This is a genomic window from Neisseria sp. P0020.S005 (assembly GCF_051957055.1).
In the GTDB taxonomy this organism is placed as follows: domain Bacteria; phylum Pseudomonadota; class Gammaproteobacteria; order Burkholderiales; family Neisseriaceae; genus Neisseria; species Neisseria subflava_A.
On the sequence record NZ_JBQCWV010000003.1, the window covers coordinates 83,000 to 100,731 of the forward strand.

The window sequence follows — 17,732 nt, forward strand, 5'->3', positions numbered from 1 at the left end:
ATATCCTTCTTTTTTGAAAGCTGTTTCCTAACAATGGCTGAAGTTGATTCGATAGCCGGCGTATTTTCAAATATTAATTCGTTTCAAGTATTCAGCTTTGAAGGCCGTCTGAAACATTGCGTTCAGACGGCCTTTTTGTTTTCGGATAAAATACAGCAAACTTTCAATCAGCTGCCTTTTAAGATGACACCCGAAACCCAAAAACAGCTCAAAATCACCGATGTTTCCGCCAAGAAACTCGACAAACTCAACCTCCATACCGCATGGGATTTGGTGTTGCACCTGCCGTTGCGTTATGAGGACGAGACGCACATTATGCCGATTAAGGATGCACCGATCGGGGTGCCGTGTCAGGTCGAGGGCGAAGTCATTCATCAGGAAGTGACATTTAAACCGCGCAAGCAGCTGATTGTCCAAATCGCCGATGGTTCCGGCAGCGTTCTTTTTCTGCGCTTCATCCACTTTTATGCCAGCAACCAGAAACAGATGGCGGTCGGCAAACGCATCCGCGCCGTGGGCGAAATCAAACACGGGTTTCATGGCGACGAGATGATTCACCCTAAAATCCGTGATGCCGAGAGCAGTGGTTTGGCGGAAAGCCTTACGCCGATTTATCCGACCGTAAACGGTTTAAATCAACCCACTTTGCGCCGTATTATTCAGACGGCGTTGGATGTTACGCCGCTGCACGACACGCTGTCCGATGCCTTATTGGGTCGTCTGAAACTGCCACACCTCGCCGAAAGCCTGCGCCTTTTGCATTCGCCGCCGCCGAGCTTCACCATCCACCAGCTTTCCGACGGCGCGCTTCCTGCATGGCAGCGGCTCAAATTCGACGAACTTTTGGCGCAACAGCTTTCCATGCGCTTGGCGCGGCAGAAGCGCGTCAGCGGCACGGCGGCGGCATTGGGCGGCGACGGCACGTTGACCCAAGCCCTGCGCCACGCTTTGCCGTTTGCCCTGACCGATGCACAAGAAAAAGTCGTATCCGAAATTTGCCGCGATATGGCGCAAACCCACCCCATGCACCGCCTGTTACAAGGCGATGTCGGTAGCGGCAAAACCATTGTGGCTGCTTTGTCTGCTTTGACAGCTATCGAATCTGGTGCGCAGGTGGCTGTAATGGCGCCGACCGAAATCCTTGCCGAACAGCACTTCATCAAGTTCAAACAATGGCTTGAGCCGTTAGGGCTTGAAGTTGTTTGGCTCTCCGGCAGCCAGCGCAAAAAAGCCAAAGATGAGGCCAAAGCCAAACTGGCCGACGGCACAGTCAAAATCGCCGTCGGCACGCACGCCCTGTTTTCAGACGACGTCGAGTTCCAAAATCTGGGCTTGGTGATTGTGGACGAACAACACCGGTTCGGCGTTGCCCAACGTCTCGCCCTCAAAAACAAAGGGCGCGACGTCCACCAGTTGATGATGTCCGCCACCCCCATCCCGCGCACGCTCGCCATGAGTTTCTTCGCCGACTTGGACGTATCCGTCATCGACGAATTACCGCCCGGGCGCACCCCGATTAAAACCCGCCTCGTCAACAACGTCCGCCGCGCCGAAGTCGAAGGCTTCGTCCTCAACATCTGTCGCAAAGGGCAGCAGGCATACTGGGTCTGTCCTCTGATTGAAGAAAGCGAAACCCTGCAACTGCAAACCGCCACCGAAACCCTCGAGCAGCTTCAGGCGGCCTTACCCGAACTAAGCATCGGCTTGGTACACGGGCGCATGAAAGCCACCGAAAAAGCCGAAGTCATGGCGGAATTTGCCGCAGGCCGTCTGAACGTCTTGGTCGCCACCACCGTCATCGAAGTCGGCGTAGATGTGCCCAACGCCGCCCTGATGGTGATCGAACACGCCGAGCGCATGGGCTTGGCGCAGCTTCACCAATTACGCGGGCGGGTAGGGCGTGGCGCGGCAGAAAGCGTGTGCGTCCTCCTGTTTGCCGAACCTTTGAGCGAACTTGCCAAAGCGCGGTTGAAAGTCATCTACGAACACACCGACGGCTTTGAAATCGCCCGACAAGACCTCAACATCCGTGGCCCCGGCGAATTTCTCGGCGCGCGGCAAAGCGGTGTTCCCATGCTGCGCTTTGCCAACCTTGAAGAAGACTTACACCTCTTGGAACAAGCGCGCGAAATCGCCCCTTTGCTGATTGAACAAAACCCTGAAATCGTCGAAGCGCATTTGGCAAGATGGCTTTCCAGTAGGGAAGGTTATTTGGGCGTATAAAATTTGTTTGAAAAGAAAAAGGCCGTCTGAAATCTTTCAGACGGCCTTTTGATTTGGCTGGATAGGGGTTTAGAAACCTTGCGCCAACATGGCATCGGCAACTTTGACGAAACCGGCAATGTTCGCACCATTGACGTAGTTCACTTTGTCGCCGACTTTGCCGTATTTCAGGCAGGATTCGTGGATGTTGTGCATGATGTCAAACAGGCGGCTGTCCACTTCTTCGCGTGTCCAAGACAGACGGATGGCGTTTTGACTCATTTCCAAACCTGAAGTCGCTACGCCGCCGGCGTTGGAGGCTTTGCCCGGAGCGTAGAGGATGCCGGCTTTGACGAATTGTTCGACTGCGCCCAAAGTTGACGGCATGTTCGCACCTTCGGCAACCACATAGCAACCGTTTGCCAGCAGGATTTTGGCAGCGTCTGCATCCAATTCATTTTGGGTGGCGCAAGGCAGGGCGACTTCGGCTGCGATATTCCACGGTTTTTGGTTTTCAAAGTATTGCAGGCCTTGTTCTTTGGCGTAAGTGGCGACGCGTTCGCGGCGTACTTCTTTCAGCTCGATCAAAGCGGCCAGTTGCGCTTCGGTCATACCGCTGTCAGGGAAGAGGACAAAGCCGTTGGAGTCGGAAACGGTCAATACTTTTGCACCCAGTTGGATGGCTTTTTCGGCAGCGTATTGCGCCACGTTGCCGGAGCCGGAAATTAACACGCGTTTGCCTTCGATGCTGTCGTTGCGGGTTTCCAACATGGCTTGGGCAAAATACACGCAGCCGTAGCCGGTGGCTTCAGGGCGAATCAGGCTGCCGCCCCATTCGAGACCTTTGCCGGTCAGGACGGAAGCAAATTCGTTGCGGATTTTTTTGTATTGGCCGAACAGATAGCCGATTTCGCGGCCGCCTACGCCGATGTCGCCGGCAGGAACGTCGGTGTCGGCGCCGATGTGGCGGTAGAGTTCGGTCATAAAGGCTTGGCAGAAACGCATTACTTCGGCATCTGATTTGCCTTTAGGATCAAAGTCGGAACCGCCCTTGCCGCCGCCCATAGGCAGGGTGGTCAACGCATTTTTGAACACTTGTTCAAAGGCGAGGAATTTCAACACGCCCAAATCGACGGTCGGGTGGAAACGTAAACCGCCTTTGTAAGGGCCGATGGCGGAACTCATTTGAATGCGGTAGCCGCGGTTGACTTGAACTTGGCCTTTGTCGTCCATCCAAGTGACGCGGAACATAATCACGCGCTCCGGTTCAACAATACGCTCAAGCAGGCTTTGTTGGGTGTATTTCGGGTTTTTCGCCAAAAACGGGTCGAGGCTCATGAACACTTCTTCAACAGCTTGGTGGAAGGGTTCTTGGTTGGGGTTGCGTTGTTTAAGATTGGTAAACAGGGTGTTCAGGTCAGTCATTTTTCAACTCCTATTGAGTGAGATGTTTCAATATTTATGTTTTGAAATATAGCTGTAAAAATTTTACTTGCCAAGGAAAATTTTGCCTAGATTGTTGACATTATTTTTTTACCAATTTGTAAAAATGGAATTATATTTCAAATTTAATTAAAAATATTTAAATATATTTTCTTAAATATATTTTCTTAAAAATAAAATGCTTAGTAATTAAACTAGAAAATGTTGAAAATTTTTTTGTAAAAATTTAATTAAGCTCAAAAATTTGTGTAAATTAGCGCTAAATTGTCAACATTGTTAATGAGTGTACTACGCGAATATGGGGAAGATTGCCCCATTGAAGACAGAGAGGCAGGCCGTCTGAAAATTCGGTACAATACGCATCAAACTCCCACAACACATACATTAAGGAAACCCATGAAAGCCTATCACGACCTTATGCGCCATGTTCTCGACAATGGTATCGACAAATCCGACCGTACCGGCACCGGCACGCGTTCTGTATTCGGCTACCAAATGCGTTTTGATTTGAGTGAAGGCTTTCCGCTATTGACCACCAAAAAACTGCATCTGCGCTCGATTATTCATGAGCTGCTTTGGTTTCTTAAAGGCGATACCAACATCAAATACCTGAAAGACAACAACGTTTCCATTTGGGACGAATGGGCGGACGAAAACGGCGATTTAGGCCCGGTTTACGGCTACCAATGGCGCAGCTGGCCCGCGCCCGACGGCCGCCATATCGACCAAATTGCCAATGTGGTGGAACAAATCAAAAAAAATCCCGACTCGCGCCGTCTGATTGTATCGGCATGGAATCCGGCTTTGGTCGATGAAATGGCTTTGCCGCCTTGCCACGCTCTGTTTCAGTTTTACGTTGCCAACGGCAAACTGTCTTGCCAGCTTTACCAACGCAGCGCCGATATTTTCCTTGGCGTACCGTTCAACATCGCCAGCTACGCATTGTTGACCATGATGATGGCACAAGTGTGCGGCCTGGAAGCCGGTGAGTTTATCCATACGTTTGGCGATGCGCATTTGTATAGCAACCATATCGAGCAGGCCCAACTGCAATTAAGCCGCGATTTCCGAAAACTGCCGACCATGAAAATCAACCCTGAAGTCAAAGACTTGTTTGCCTTCAAATTTGAAGACTTTGAATTGGAAGGCTACGATCCGCATCCGCACATCAAAGCAGCCGTATCGGTGTAATTCAAGTTAAAAAACAAAAGGCCGTCTGAAAATTCAGACGGCCTTTTGTTTAGGCAGGTTTATTGACGTTTCGCGCCATAGCCACCGATTAAGTGTTCGGTTGCATCTTTGTTTTTCAAGCCGTAAGTGCCGCCAATTTCTGCAGCATTGGGGCCGTAGAATTTGCCGTTCAGGTTGCCGCTTAATTTGTCATCAGCCGTGCTGACTTTACCGGAGAAGAGGTTGCCGTCTTTCCAGCTTGCCGTACCTTTGAAATCGTAGTTTTTATCTGCTTGGGATACGCGCTTACCATTTTCCAAAGTATGGAAGTGTGAGTTTGACGTTTCAAAACGGACACCTTTGAGGCCGAAATCAACGATAGCCATGACATTGGAAGTCAACTGACGATTGTTCTTGTCGGTAACCACATAGGCAGTGGAAATACCTTTGTAGGTGGCTGTACCTTTTGCAGGCAGGGTAGTGAAGACAGTCTCATCACCCAAGCTTTGGTAGCCTTGGTATACATGTCCTTTAGGGTCGGTGTAATGCGCGAAGGTTTGATATGTCCAGCCGGCTGCGGAAGGATCATGCAACACAATTTTGGTGCCGTCATCAAAGTTGATGACATAGACACCGTCGAATTGTTTGTCGAATACCAAGCCATCTTGGTCTGGACGGAAATAGGCTAGATTATTGCTAACATTCTCATTAATTTCTGCTAGTTTAGCTCGATTTTCAAGATTTTTAGCGTGTGAAGTCTTTAATTCTTCAATCTTTGTTTTGATCTCCGTTACTTTTTTATTGTTAACTGGACCTGCTTCTGGATTTTCTTCTTTTTCAAGCTTTTCTTCTTCAGCCTTTAATTTTTTATAATCTTCAGCAATTTTGTCATCCAAAGTTGATTTGCCGTATGCGAATTCGGTATTTTTCTCTTTGCCCGTTTGTTCGCTGACATCAGTTTGAGTATTGCCTTTTGAATATACTTTGGCAATAACAGAAGCGTAGCTTGTCCATGTAGGTTGGGTTGCGTTGCCATCAGTGGTCTTGTTAAATAACACAACGCCGTCCATTTTGACTTCATCATTGCTGTTAAAGTCAATAGAACTAATCAGGCCATTTTGGTTGCGGTCTTGATTGTCCGTTTGGAACATTTTGTCGGTGGCATCTCTGCGGATTTGTACGTTAGGGTTGGATTGCTGTGCACCTTTGGAGGAGATGAAATGTGTGTGCAAAGGCTGGGTTACGTTGGCCGGATCGATTGGAGCTTCATCGGTCAGTTCGGCAAGGTTGTCGGCGCTGTTGGTGAGCGTAGTAGACGGCGCTTTCGGAGTGTTGGCATTGCTGTTGTTGGCAGGATTGCCATTATTGCCAGCAGAGTTGCCGTTATTATTGGTAGGAGTCGCGCCGGTGCTTAAAGCAGATGATCCTCCGCCTCCGCCCCCACCGCATGCGGACAAGATGGCTGCGCTGATGGCTGTAAAAACGATGGTTTTAAGTTTGGTTTGGATGTTTGACATGAGATTCCCTGTATAGTTATTCGCTTGATAAAAAGGTCGGAGAGATCGTTTATCTGATTTTTAAACCTTTAATACCTGATAATAACCATAAATCATAAAAAAATAAACAGTTTGTTTGCATTTCTGTACAAAAATTAATCAAAGGGAAGGTGGTTGTGTGGATATTTTCTTAGTTAATTGTTTTATATGAATTTATTTTGAATATTTTAGTGAGTTCTATAGCTAGTCTGTTTCTTTTTAACAAACTTTTCAGACGGCCTTTTGAAGATAAAAAAGCAGTCGGACTTTCTGGATGCTTTTCTCTCAACGGATAAGCGTATTTCCGTTAAAATACGCCTTCTTTTCCGATTCGAAACATTGCCATGCGCCTGACCCATATCAAACTCTCCGGCTTCAAATCTTTTACCGACCCGACCACGATTCATGTGCCGGGACAGCTTGTTGCGGTTATCGGGCCGAACGGCTGCGGCAAGTCGAATGTGATTGACGCGGTGCGCTGGGTGTTGGGCGAGGCTTCGGCGAAGCAGCTTCGCGGCGAGAGTATGCAGGACGTGATTTTTAACGGTGCGGCAACGCGCCGTCCTGCGCCGAGGGCTTCGGTGGAGCTGGTGTTTGACAACAGCAACCACAGTTTGCAAGGCGCGTGGGGGCAGTATGCCGAGGTGAGCATCAAGCGGCAGCTGACGCGTCAGGGCGAATCGACTTATTTCATCAACAATCAGACTGTGCGCCGCCGAGACATTACCGATTTGTTTTTAGGTACGGGCGTAGGTGCGCGCGGTTATGCCGTTATCGAGCAGGGGATGATTTCGCGCATCATCGAAGCGCGGCCGGAGGAGTTGCGCGCCTATATAGAAGAGGCGGCGGGCGTGTCCAAATATAAGGAACGCCGCAAGGAGACGGAAGGCCGTCTGAAAGACACGCGCGAGCATTTGCAGCGTTTGGGCGATTTGCAGACCGAATTGGCGCGTCAGGTGGAAAAGCTGGAGAAACAGGCGGAAACCGCCGAACGCTACAAATCCTTGACCGCGCAGTTGAACCGCCAGCAGGATTTGCTCGATTACGCCCAATGGCAGCAATCGCTTGCCGCCGCCGACAAGGCGACCGCGCAACATCAGTCTTTGCAGGCGCAGCAGGACGAAACCGCCGCGCAGGTTCAGGCGTTAAACGACGAAGTACACGCCTTGCAGACTGCCGAACAGTCGCAGCAACAGGCGGTACATGAACTGAGCAACAAACGCGGCGTGTTGCGCGAGCAGATTGCCCGTTTGGAAGAACAAATCCGCCATCAGCAAAACCTGCATCAACGCATCGAACGCGACAAGCAGGCGGCGCAGGCGCAGATGCAGCGCATCCATCAGGAGCAGCAGAAAATCCGCGTGCAGCTTGAAGAAAACGAGTTGCAGGCGGAGGAAAAGCAAACCGAATTGGCGGAATGGGCGATGCAGGTTGCCGAACACGAAGAGCGTCTGCCCGAATTGGAAGAAGCCCAAGCCACGCTCAACGCCGCCTTTCAAACCCAGCAGGACGAGGCAAACCGCATCCGCCGCGAACTGGCGTTGAAGCAGCAGCAGCTTGCCCATGCCGAACAAACCGTTGCCAAGCACGAAGAGCGCAAAGGTCGTCTGAAACAGGAAAACCAAGCCTTGAACCTGCCCGACGAAGCCGAAACCGCCGCCGCGCAGGAGGCTGCCGCCTTGTTGCAAAGCCAGCAAGAGCATTACGAAGAACAAATCATCGCCGCCGAAGATGCCTTACACGCCGCCCGCGAGGCGTTTCAGACGGCCTCAAACCGCTTCCAAAGCCTGAAGCAGCAACACATCACTTTGCAGGCGCAGCAGCAGGCGTTGTCGCAAATCCTGTCGCAACAGCAGGAAGCCGCCGACTTCTGGCAGGCAACCGACCACGCCGCCGCGCCGCAGCTGTGGCAACACATCACTGCCCCCGCCGAGTGGCAGCACGCCTTGTCCGTCATCCTTGCCGAACGCCTGCACGCCCGCGCCGTGCCGCACGGCTTCGTTCCGCCCGCGCCGTTGCCGCAGGGGCAGGCGGCATGGCTTTCAGACGACCTCTCCGGCGGCATCAAAAAATCCCTGCCCGTACAGGCATTGTTGAACCAAATCCAAGCGCAGCCGCCGTTTCAGACGGCGTTGCACCACTGGCTTGACGGCGTATTGTGCGCGCCCGATTTGAGCTACGCCCTCGCGCATCAAAGCGATTTGGGCGCACACCACATCTGGCTCACGCCCGAAGGCCATCAGGTTGATAAAGTCAGCGTCCTGCTCTATGCCAAACCCGCACAGGAAAGTCTGATTGCCCAAAAAGCGCGTCTCGACGGCATCGCGTCCGAACTGGAAAACCTCGCCCCCAAACTTTCCGTCGCCGAAGCCGCGTTCAAACAGGCGGAGGCTGCCGTGCGCTCGTCCGAAGTGCAGCACAAAAACCTGATGCAGCAGCAACAGCAGCACACGCGCCAATACAGCCAAGCGCAGCAACGCGCTGCCGAACTTCTGGCGCGCACCAACCAAGGGCAAATCCGCCGCGAACACATCGAGCGCGAACTGGCGCAGTTGGCGGAAGAGCAGACCGTGTTGCAACACACGTCCGACGGGCTTTCAGACGACATCGCTACTTTGCAGGAAGCCGCCGCCGAACTCGAACACCAACAGCAAACCACCGCGCACAGCCGCCAAGAGCAGCAAGGCCGTCTGAAACAGGCGCAGCTTGCCCTGTTGGAAGCCAACCGCCAATACGGGCTTGCCGAAGTCGCCGTCCACAAGCTCAACCAGCAAAAACAAAACTACCAACAGCAAATCGCCCGACTCGAACAGCAAACCCTAGACTGGCAGGAACGCCAGCAAGAGCTTGCCCTCGCCTATGAAACCGAGTTCCAAAACGACGAGCAGCACATCAAGCTCGACGAGCTGACCGAAGCCGTACACACGCTGGACGAAGAATACATCGCCGTGCAGGACAAACTCGCGCAGATTCAGGAGCAGGGCAGGGAGCAATACGCCCGCGTACAAAGCCTGCAAACCAAGCTGCCGCAGCTTCAGGCAGCCACCCAAACCGCCCTGTTGCAGCAGCAGGAAGCCCTGATCAACGCCAAACGCTACCATCAAAACCTGACCGAACGCGCCGCCGATTTGGACGCGCTCGAAGCGTTGGCGAAAGAATCGCCGAAAGTATTGAACAGCAGCATCGGCAGCCTCACCCAGCAAATCGAAGCCCTCGGCGCCGTCAACCTCGCCGCCCTGCAAGAACTCGAAGAAGCGCGCGAACGCGACGGCTACTACCGCAGCCAAAGCGAAGACGTGCAGGCCGCCATCACCCTTTTGGAAGAAGCCATCGCCCAAATCGACGACAAAACCAAAGAGCGTTTCAAAGAAACCTTCGATGCCGTCAACGGCAAAGTCCAAACCTTCTTCCCGACCCTGTTCGGCGGTGGCGAAGCCACCCTCAAAATGATAGGCGACGACCTCCTGACTGCCGGCGTGTCCATCATGGCGCGCCCGCCCGGCAAGAAAAACAGTACCATCCACCTCCTTTCCGGCGGCGAAAAAGCCCTCACCGCCATGAGCCTCGTGTTCGCCCTGTTCAGCCTCAACCCCGCCCCTTTCTGCCTTCTGGACGAAGTCGATGCCCCGCTGGACGACGCCAACACCTCGCGTTTCTGCAACTTGGTCAAAGAAATGTCGGCGCAAACCCAGTTCCTCTACATCTCCCACAACCGCCTGACCATGGAAATGGCAGAGCAGCTCGTCGGCGTAACCATGCAGGAAAAAGGCGTCTCGCGCGTCGTCGCCGTGGACATCAAACAGGCGTTGGAAATGGCGGAGCCGAATTGAGGTAAGAACAAAGGCCGTCTGAAAGAATGAGGAAGAAATCTATAATTTCATCTTCCCATTTTTTCAGACGGCCTTTTTGTATTGGATACAGCGTTATTGTTTTGACGTATCATCTTTGGCTCGTTGAGGCTGCCCCGAGCGTTGGTTGCTGCGGTTGACGGCATCACGCCATGCTTTGCGTTCGGCTTCGATTTTGGCGGCTACTTCGTGAACCATGGTTTCTTGTTTTTTGACGACCGGCTCTTCCGGTGTGTTGTCGGAAAAGTGGAGGCCGCACCACAAGGCGGCGAAAATGCTGCAGACGAAGATAACGGCAATCAGGCCGACGATGGCCTGTTTGCCGGCGAGGGGTTTTTCGGGGGGAGGGACGAGGACATCGAAGCAGTCGGCGCAATCGAGGGCGAAGCAGACGTTTTCGGCTTCTTTGCGACCGCGTCGGCCTTCTGTGATGTTGAAGGAGATGTGTTGCCCTTCGGCTGGAAGGCGGGTAAGGGTGGTAAAGGCGGCAAGCGCAAGAAAGATTTCTTGGCCTGTGTCTTCTATGGTAGCGGCTCCGAAGCCGCGCTTGCTGTTCCAGCGAGTAATCGTTCCGTAATAGCGCATAATGTATGTGGGGATATTATTATAGGTAACAGTTTTTCCTTGGACTGATTTTAAATCAAAAAGTTTAGTTATTGTCTTAATTTTACACTAGATTTGTCTTGTTGGAAGCGGCCAGGCCGTCTGAAATCCTTCAGACGGCCTGTATGGTTTACGCTTACTTATTAAGCACTTTTTGGAAGGTGTCGATCAGGTGTTGCGCAATGGCACGGCTGCCGAATTGTTGCAGGCAATCTTGGCGCAAACGGACGGGATCGTATTGTGCGTGGTTTTCGTAGAGGGTGAGCAATGCTTTGGTCAGCTCCGGTATGTTTTCGATTGGCACCAGCAGGCCGTTGTCGGAAGTAACAATGGACTCGGGGCCGCCGCAGCGTGTGGCGATGACGGGCAAACCTTGCGACAGTGCTTCGATATAGACGACGCCGAAGGTTTCGGTACGGCTGGCGAGGACGAATGCGTTGCTGTGGCGCATAAGGTCTAGGGTTTGGTCGGTGGTTAATGCGCCGGTAAAGGTAACGGCGTGATTGATGCCCAAGTCGCTTGCCAGTTGTTTCAGACGGCCTTCTTCTGCGCCGCCGCCGCCGATTTTGAGTTTGAGCTGCGGATAGGTTTTGAGTGCTTCGGCAAAAGCAGGCAGGAGCAGGTCGTGGCCTTTGAGGTGGCGCAGGTGGGAGACGCTGCAGAAGGTGAAGTCTTGATTGTTTTTTTCGGGGAACTCGAAATCCTGTTCAAAATTGCCGCCCAGCATATTGGGCAGGTATTGCCAGTCTGTACCGGCGTAGGTTTTTTCGAGAATGCGGCAGAAATCACGGCTGACGGCAAACCGGGCCGCGCTGTGGCGCACGGCTTCGTGCATGGACGGCCATTGGTTTTTGCGGACAAGGCCGCGTGAAATGGCGCTGCTGTGTTCGGTAATCACATAGGGAATGCCGTATTTTTTGAAGATAGCGCAGGCCAAAATGGCGGCGTAGTTGACGCAATGGGCGTGAATTACGTCGGGTTTGCCGTTGTCTGTGATATAGGCTTCAAAAGCTTTCATGCCTGCATTGACCCAGCGGATGCGGTCGATGTCGACAACCGGGCAGCGCGGGAAGAAATACATGCTGTCGTAGGCGTAAGTGTTGAGTCCGCCTTGCTGATGGCGGCGCAGGCCGTAGAAGCGCGAGAAGATGGTTTTCGGCTGACTTCTCAAGTAGCGGAACATGGGTACGACCATGCCGATTTTCATGCCTTCACGTTGCAGGGCTTGGGCTTGGAGACGGAAAAAGATTCCGTCCACGTCAGTTTCGGAAGAAGGATACCAAGAGGGGATAACGACAATATGCATGATGTGTTTTTTATGGAAGTAGATAACGGCGAGGCCGTCTGAAAAGAAAAGATATCTTTCAGACGGCCTTTTGTATATTTAGTTCAATCAGTTGCCGGCAACCGTCATTTTAGAAACCAAGATGGAGCCGATTTGGTTGGACGAGCGGCGTAATGCGTCGTCAGCCACGCCGGTGATGTCGCGGTACATATCCTGCAAACGTCCGGCAATGGTGATTTCCTGAACCGGATAGGCAATAACGCCGTTTTCCACCCAAAAACCGGCCGCGCCGCGCGAGTAGTCGCCGGTAATGCCGTTGACGCCTTGTCCCATCAATTCGGTAACCAGCAAACCTGTCCCCATTTCTTTCAACAGGTCGGCCTGCATGGCGTGGGTGTGGTTCAGATACAGATTGTGCGCGCCACCGGCGTTGCCCGTTGTCTGCATGCCGAGCTTTTTCGCGCTGTAACTGCTGAGGAAATAGCCCTCGACGACGCCGTCTTTCACCACAAAACGAGGCTGCGTGGCGACGCCTTCGGCATCGAAATAAGTGCTGCGGAACGAGCGCAGGATATGCGGTTCTTCACGCAGACTCAGAAATTCGGGCAGCACTTGTTTGCCGATGCTGTCAATCAGGAAGCTGCTTTGACGGTAGAGCGCGCCGCCGCTGAGTGCGCCGATAAGGTGGCCGATTAAACCGACGGCGACAGTGGTGTCAAACAGTACGGGATAGCTGCCGGTCGGAACGCTGCGGCTGTTCAGACGGCGTAAAGTCCGTTCGGCTGCGGTTTCGCCGATGAGTTCGGGCGCGTCCATGTCTTCGTGACGGCAGGAAGAATCATACCAATAGTCGCGCTGCATGCCGTGTTCGTCGCTGGCGACCACGCTGCAAGAAATGCTGTGGTGCGTGCTTTGCTGGTGTGCGGCAAAGCCGTGGGTGTTGCCGTAGACGTATTGGTAATGGCCGGTATGAACCGATGCGCCTTCGGAATTTTCAATGCGTTTGTCCGTTGACAGAGCGGCCTGTTCGCATTGCTTGGCCAAATCGATGGCGGATTCGGTACTCAAATCCCATTCGTGGTAGCGGTCGAGGTCGCCGATATAGGTTGCCATCAAGGCAGCGTCGGCAAGGCCGGCGCAATCGTCTTCGGCGGTATAGCGTGCAATATCGATGGCGGCTTTGACCGTATCTTGCAGGGCGCGTTCGGAGAAGTCGGCAGTGCTGGCTCGGCCTTTGCGTTGGCCGACATAGACCGTAATGTCTAAAGATTTGTCTTGTTGGAACTCGATTTGTTCGATTTCGCCCAAGCGTACGCTGACGCTTTGACCGAGCGACTCGCTGAAATCGGCTTCGGCCGAGGTGGCGCCGGATTGTTTGGCCAAATCCAGCGTGTGTCCGCACAAGCGCAACAGCTCGTCCGGTGTGTGGTTAAACAGCATAAAAAGGTTTCCTGACAGGGTTTTGCGGCATTTTAACCGTTTCAGACGGCCTCTGCAAAAATCGCACGGAAAGGCCGTCTGAAAACTGATAAAATAGGCAGATTCAGAAAATCAGGGAAACACAATGTTTGAACAAGAAGACGAATGGGTCAGCAAAACCCAAATGAAAAAGCAAATGAACGATTTGCAGGCTTTGGGTATGGAATTGACCAAGCTCTCCAGCGATACGCTGAAAAAAATCGGCTTGGACGAAGAGCTGTTCGAGGCCATTGCCACCTATAAAAAAATCACTTCCAACAGCGCGCTCAAACGCCAAGCCCAATTTATCGGCCGCCTGATGCGTGATACCGACCCTGTGCCCATCGAAGCCTATTTGGCCAAACTGCGCGGTGACAATACGGCACACAATGCCTTTTTGCAACGCGTCGAGCAGGCGCGTACCCGACTGTTGGCAGACGATGGCGCGATTACCCAATTTATGGCCGATTTTCCGCAAGCCGACGCCGGCAAATTACGCACCTTGATCCGCAACACTAAAAAAGAGCAGGAACAAAACAAACCGCCGAAAAACTTCCGCGCGCTGTTCCAAGAAATTAAAGCAGTGATGGAGGCCGGTCAATCCGACGCTTCAGAAGAAGGGCAGGATTGGGAGGAATAAACCCTTAAGGCCGTCTGAAAACGGATTGCGGTTTTCAGACGGCCTGTATCGTAATGCCGAAGGAGGATGACCATGAAATTTCGCCACTTTGTACCTGCCTTGTTAATCAGTGCACTAACCCTGAATGGTTGTACTGTCTTTCTTTGGGGAGAGAACAACCCGTTCCATAAAACCACAACCGAAAAAACCGTTGCCAAAGACAATATTCAAGCATTTGGCGTGGTTGCCAAAGACAATACGCAATTGAAAACAGGCAGCTTGGTTATGATGGGCAAAAAGTATTGGTTTGTTGTTAACCCTAGAGATTCGGCCAAGTTGAAGGCGGTCTTGGATGTTAAATTGGACAAACAGTTTCAAATGGTTCAGCAAAATCCAAGATATGCGTATAAGGCTTTGCCAGTCGAATTGAAATCCCCTGAAGCGCAAACTTTCCGCTCAAAATTCTGCCTGCGTTACGATACTCAAAAAGCCGCCGAGATTGCCAAGTTGAAACAGTTGGCATTCAAGCCGGTCGAACTTGATGACAAAACTGTCTATACGCGGTGTATTTCTACCGAAGGTCATTATTATGCGACGCCGAAAAATGTTGCCGAAGACCGCCGTTTTGACACTGCCGTCCCGGTTAGAATTTATTATACGGAAACCAAAAAAAGCACCGACGTTCAGAAGTTGACGGAGAATATCCTGCAAACACCATTCACATTGGCTTTGGATGCAGTCGGCGCAGTGATAGCAGTCCCCTATGTCGTAGTCAGTGAAATTATCGATGCTTCACGCAAATAATACCCAAGGCCGTCTGAAAACGGATTGCAGGTTTCAGACGGCCTCCTCCTTAAAATAAACGCTTCAAAAATATTAATCTTCTTTCTTTAAACCCACACACCATGTCCGTCAAAATCCAAACACGTTCCATTAATCCGACTGTTTTCAACGACTTGCTCACTGCCGGTACCGATCCTTTGATTGCGCGGCTGTGTGCTGCGCGTGAAGTGCAAAGTCCGGCCGAGTTGGACGACAAGCTTGCTGCGCTTTTGCCGTATCAAACGCTGACAAACTGCGAAGCCGCCGCCGGCCGTCTGGCGGATGCGATTGAGCGTCAGGAAAAAATCTTGATTGTCGCCGACTACGATGCCGACGGTGCGACGGCGTGTTCCGTCGGTATGAGCGGTTTGGCGGCGATGGGGGCGAAAGTGGATTTCCTTGTGCCCAACCGCTTTGAGCACGGCTACGGCTTAACGCCCGAGCTGGCTGAAATCGCGGCAGAGCAAGGTGTGGATTTGTTGGTGACAGTGGATAACGGTATCGCCAGCATTGCAGGCGTGGCGCGCGCGCAGGAATTGGGTTTGGATGTGATTGTGACCGACCATCATCTGCCTGCCGAGACCGTGCCCGACTGCATCATCGTCAATCCAAACCAAAAAGGCTGCGGTTTCCAAAGCAAAAGCTTGGCGGGCGTGGGCGTAATTTTTTATGTATTGATGGCTTTGCGTGCCGAATTGCGCCGCCGCAATTATTTTTCAGACGGCCTGAAAGAGCCGAATCTGGGCGACCTTTTGGATTTGGTCGCACTCGGTACCGTCGCCGACGTCGTCACTCTAGACCACAACAACCGTATCCTCGTGTCGCAAGGGTTGAAACGGATGCGTTTGGGCAAAATGCGCCCTGGTATCCGCGCCTTGTTTGAAGTGGCGCGGCGCGATTGGCGCAAGGCTCAGCCGTTTGATATGGGCTTTGCGTTGGGGCCGCGCATTAATGCCGCCGGACGGCTGGATGATATGTCGGTCGGCATTGCCTGTCTATTGGCGCGAGATGATGCCGAGGCGCAGGAACTGGCGGCGCAGTTAAACAACCTCAATATCGAGCGCCGTGAAATCGAGCAGTCTATGCTGCAAGACGCGCTGAATGCTTTTCCTGAAACCCTGCCTTCAGGTCAGACGACGTTGGTGGCTTATCGCGATGACTTCCATCAAGGCGTGGTCGGCATCGTTGCCAGCCGCCTCAAAGACCGTTTTTATCGTCCGACCATCGTGTTTGCGCCTGCCGACAACGGCGAAGTGCGCGGTTCGGGACGTTCCATTCCCAATCTGCACCTGCGCGATGCTTTGGACTTGGTGTCCAAACTCCATCCCGATTTGATTTTGAAATTCGGCGGACACGCGATGGCGGCGGGTTTGAGCATACTTGAACACAATATTCCCGCGTTTCAGACGGCCTTTGAAGAAGCCGTGCGCGAGATGGTGTGCGAAGATGATTTGTCGCAAACCTTCATCACCGACGGCAGTCTGCCTGCACGCGACATTACGCTGGAACAGGCGCAAAACCTTGCTAAACACGTTTGGGGACAGGGCTTCGCGCCGCCGAGTTTTACCGATGAATTTCATGTTGTCCGCCAGCAGTCTTTGGGTGCGGAAGGCAAACATAAAAAAGTCTGGCTGCAAAAAGACGGCTACGAATTTGAAGCCATGTTTTGGCGTTGCAGCGAAGACATTCCCGAATACATCCGCACGGTGTACCGCCCCGTTGCCAACGAATGGCGGAACAATCTCGAATTGCAGCTTTATATCGACTACTGGGAAGCCGCGTAAACAAAGGCCGTCTGAAAAATGAAGAAACAAAAACCGTGGCTCGGCTTTTCATTGGCGCTGCTTGCCACCATGACTTGGGGTTCGCTGCCGGTCATCGCCCAACAGGCATTAAAAGCCGTCGATGCGCCCACGCTGGTGTGGATACGCTTTTTAGTGGCTTCGCTGGTGTTGTTTGCGTTGTTGGGATTGACCGATAAGCTGCCGAGGCCGTCTGAATTTTCCAAGCAAACCTTATTTTTATTGTTGTTGGGCATTATCGGCATTTCCGCCAACTTCGTTCTCGTTGCCATGGGTTTGCACTATATTTCGCCGACAACCACGCAGGTGTTGTGGCAGCTTTCTCCCTTTACCATGATTTTGGTCGGCGTAGGCGTGTTTAAAGAAGCCTTTACGCACTGGCAAAAAATCGGCTTGATGCTTTTGCTGACGGGTTTGGTCATGTTTTTCAACGACAAATTCGGCGAACTTTTCAGCTTGGGCAGCTACGCGGTCGGCGTGATGATGGCGGCTTCGGGCAGCATGATCTGGGTGTGCTACGGCGTGGCGCAAAAACTCTTGTCCAAACATTTTAATTCGCAACAAATCCTGTTGATGATTTATTTTTGCAGCAGCTTTGTTTTCCTGCCGTTTGCCGAACCATTGCAAATTGCCCATATCGGCAATCCGTTTTTATGGGGCTGTTTTATCTATTGCTGCTTAAACACGCTGATCGGCTACGGTTCATTCGGCGAAGCGCTCAACCATTGGGACGCTTCAAAAGTCAGTATTGTTACCACGCTGATACCCGTATTTACCATGATATTTTCCACCATAGGCCATCATCTCGCCCCCGATTATTTTGCTGCTTCGGATATGAATCTCGTCAGCTATGTGGGTGCCATGGTGGTTGTGACCGGGGCATTGCTGGCTGTGGCTGGAGAGAAAGTGATGGGGCTTTTTTTGAGAAAGATATAAAGCATTTAT

Annotated in this window: 12 protein-coding genes; 7 read left to right on the forward strand and 5 right to left on the reverse strand. The window is 52.3% G+C overall.

Annotated features, from left to right (window positions below):
* The first annotated feature begins 183 nt into the window (after nucleotides 1-183).
* Complete coding sequence (gene recG, locus ACTHTU_RS03640) at nucleotides 184-2,223, forward strand: ATP-dependent DNA helicase RecG (RefSeq protein WP_440361783.1); 2,040 nt, start codon at nucleotides 184-186, stop codon at nucleotides 2,221-2,223.
* 69 nt (nucleotides 2,224-2,292) lie between these two features.
* Here recG and gdhA read toward each other — a convergent pair whose 3' ends face one another.
* Nucleotides 2,293-3,627 carry an NADP-specific glutamate dehydrogenase gene (gdhA, locus tag ACTHTU_RS03645; protein WP_315038762.1) on the reverse strand — a complete coding sequence of 445 codons (1,335 nt, stop codon included), beginning with the start codon at nucleotides 3,625-3,627 and terminating at the stop codon, nucleotides 2,293-2,295.
* A 414-nt stretch (nucleotides 3,628-4,041) separates the two neighbouring features.
* Between gdhA and ACTHTU_RS03650 the strand changes: the two genes are divergently transcribed.
* Entirely contained in the window at nucleotides 4,042-4,836 is a 795-nt protein-coding gene (locus tag ACTHTU_RS03650; protein ID WP_039861983.1) for a thymidylate synthase, read from the forward strand.
* Nucleotides 4,837-4,895: 59 nt separating this feature from the next.
* On the opposite strand, the gene ACTHTU_RS03655 is transcribed toward ACTHTU_RS03650, so the two are convergent.
* On the reverse strand, nucleotides 4,896-6,332 hold the full coding sequence (locus ACTHTU_RS03655) for a transferrin-binding protein-like solute binding protein (protein WP_440361784.1): 1,437 nt from the start codon (nucleotides 6,330-6,332) through the stop codon (nucleotides 4,896-4,898).
* A gap of 362 nt (nucleotides 6,333-6,694) precedes the next feature.
* Here ACTHTU_RS03655 and smc point away from each other — a divergent pair, with 362 nt between their 5' ends.
* Nucleotides 6,695-10,180, forward strand: a complete 3,486-nt coding sequence (gene smc / locus ACTHTU_RS03660; RefSeq protein ID WP_440361785.1) for a chromosome segregation protein SMC — start codon at nucleotides 6,695-6,697, stop codon at nucleotides 10,178-10,180.
* 93 nt (nucleotides 10,181-10,273) lie between these two features.
* Here the strand turns inward: smc and ACTHTU_RS03665 are convergent, their stop codons facing one another.
* The 3 genes from ACTHTU_RS03665 to pmbA form a co-directional block, all read right to left on the reverse strand.
* On the reverse strand, nucleotides 10,274-10,783 hold the full coding sequence (locus ACTHTU_RS03665) for a cold-shock protein (RefSeq protein WP_440361786.1): 510 nt from the start codon (nucleotides 10,781-10,783) through the stop codon (nucleotides 10,274-10,276).
* 154 nt (nucleotides 10,784-10,937) lie between these two features.
* Nucleotides 10,938-12,107 carry a glycosyltransferase gene (locus tag ACTHTU_RS03670; protein WP_440361787.1) on the reverse strand — a complete coding sequence of 390 codons (1,170 nt, stop codon included), beginning with the start codon at nucleotides 12,105-12,107 and terminating at the stop codon, nucleotides 10,938-10,940.
* Between the two features lie 87 nt (nucleotides 12,108-12,194).
* On the reverse strand, nucleotides 12,195-13,526 hold the full coding sequence (pmbA, locus tag ACTHTU_RS03675) for a metalloprotease PmbA (protein WP_440361788.1): 1,332 nt from the start codon (nucleotides 13,524-13,526) through the stop codon (nucleotides 12,195-12,197).
* A gap of 124 nt (nucleotides 13,527-13,650) precedes the next feature.
* On the opposite strand from pmbA, the gene yjgA reads away from it, so the two are divergent.
* From yjgA to ACTHTU_RS03695, 4 genes are all read left to right on the forward strand, one after another.
* A complete protein-coding gene (yjgA, locus tag ACTHTU_RS03680) occupies nucleotides 13,651-14,184 on the forward strand; it encodes a ribosome biogenesis factor YjgA (RefSeq protein WP_440361789.1) in 534 nt (177 codons plus the stop codon).
* 72 nt (nucleotides 14,185-14,256) lie between these two features.
* Nucleotides 14,257-14,967, forward strand: a complete 711-nt coding sequence (locus ACTHTU_RS03685) for a hypothetical protein (protein ID WP_199901826.1) — start codon at nucleotides 14,257-14,259, stop codon at nucleotides 14,965-14,967.
* Between the two features lie 101 nt (nucleotides 14,968-15,068).
* Nucleotides 15,069-16,769, forward strand: coding sequence for a single-stranded-DNA-specific exonuclease RecJ (gene recJ / locus ACTHTU_RS03690; protein WP_440361790.1), 1,701 nt, complete (start codon nucleotides 15,069-15,071; stop codon nucleotides 16,767-16,769).
* Nucleotides 16,770-16,787: 18 nt separating this feature from the next.
* Complete coding sequence (locus ACTHTU_RS03695; RefSeq protein WP_440361791.1) at nucleotides 16,788-17,723, forward strand: DMT family transporter; 936 nt, start codon at nucleotides 16,788-16,790, stop codon at nucleotides 17,721-17,723.
* The last annotated feature ends 9 nt before the right edge of the window (nucleotides 17,724-17,732 follow it).

Excerpts from the sequence above, each read along its gene's own strand:
- recG (WP_440361783.1), top strand. The coding sequence starts at position 184 with ATGACACCCGAAACCCAAAAACAGCTCAAAATCACCGATGTTTCCGCC.
- gdhA (WP_315038762.1), bottom strand. The coding sequence starts at position 3,627 with ATGACTGACCTGAACACCCTGTTTACCAATCTTAAACAACGCAACCCC.
- ACTHTU_RS03650 (WP_039861983.1), top strand. The coding sequence starts at position 4,042 with ATGAAAGCCTATCACGACCTTATGCGCCATGTTCTCGACAATGGTATC.
- ACTHTU_RS03655 (WP_440361784.1), bottom strand. The coding sequence starts at position 6,332 with ATGTCAAACATCCAAACCAAACTTAAAACCATCGTTTTTACAGCCATC.
- smc (WP_440361785.1), top strand. The coding sequence starts at position 6,695 with ATGCGCCTGACCCATATCAAACTCTCCGGCTTCAAATCTTTTACCGAC.
- ACTHTU_RS03665 (WP_440361786.1), bottom strand. The coding sequence starts at position 10,783 with ATGCGCTATTACGGAACGATTACTCGCTGGAACAGCAAGCGCGGCTTC.
- ACTHTU_RS03670 (WP_440361787.1), bottom strand. The coding sequence starts at position 12,107 with ATGCATATTGTCGTTATCCCCTCTTGGTATCCTTCTTCCGAAACTGAC.
- pmbA (WP_440361788.1), bottom strand. The coding sequence starts at position 13,526 with ATGCTGTTTAACCACACACCGGACGAGCTGTTGCGCTTGTGCGGACAC.
- yjgA (WP_440361789.1), top strand. The coding sequence starts at position 13,651 with ATGTTTGAACAAGAAGACGAATGGGTCAGCAAAACCCAAATGAAAAAG.
- ACTHTU_RS03685 (WP_199901826.1), top strand. The coding sequence starts at position 14,257 with ATGAAATTTCGCCACTTTGTACCTGCCTTGTTAATCAGTGCACTAACC.
- recJ (WP_440361790.1), top strand. The coding sequence starts at position 15,069 with ATGTCCGTCAAAATCCAAACACGTTCCATTAATCCGACTGTTTTCAAC.
- ACTHTU_RS03695 (WP_440361791.1), top strand. The coding sequence starts at position 16,788 with ATGAAGAAACAAAAACCGTGGCTCGGCTTTTCATTGGCGCTGCTTGCC.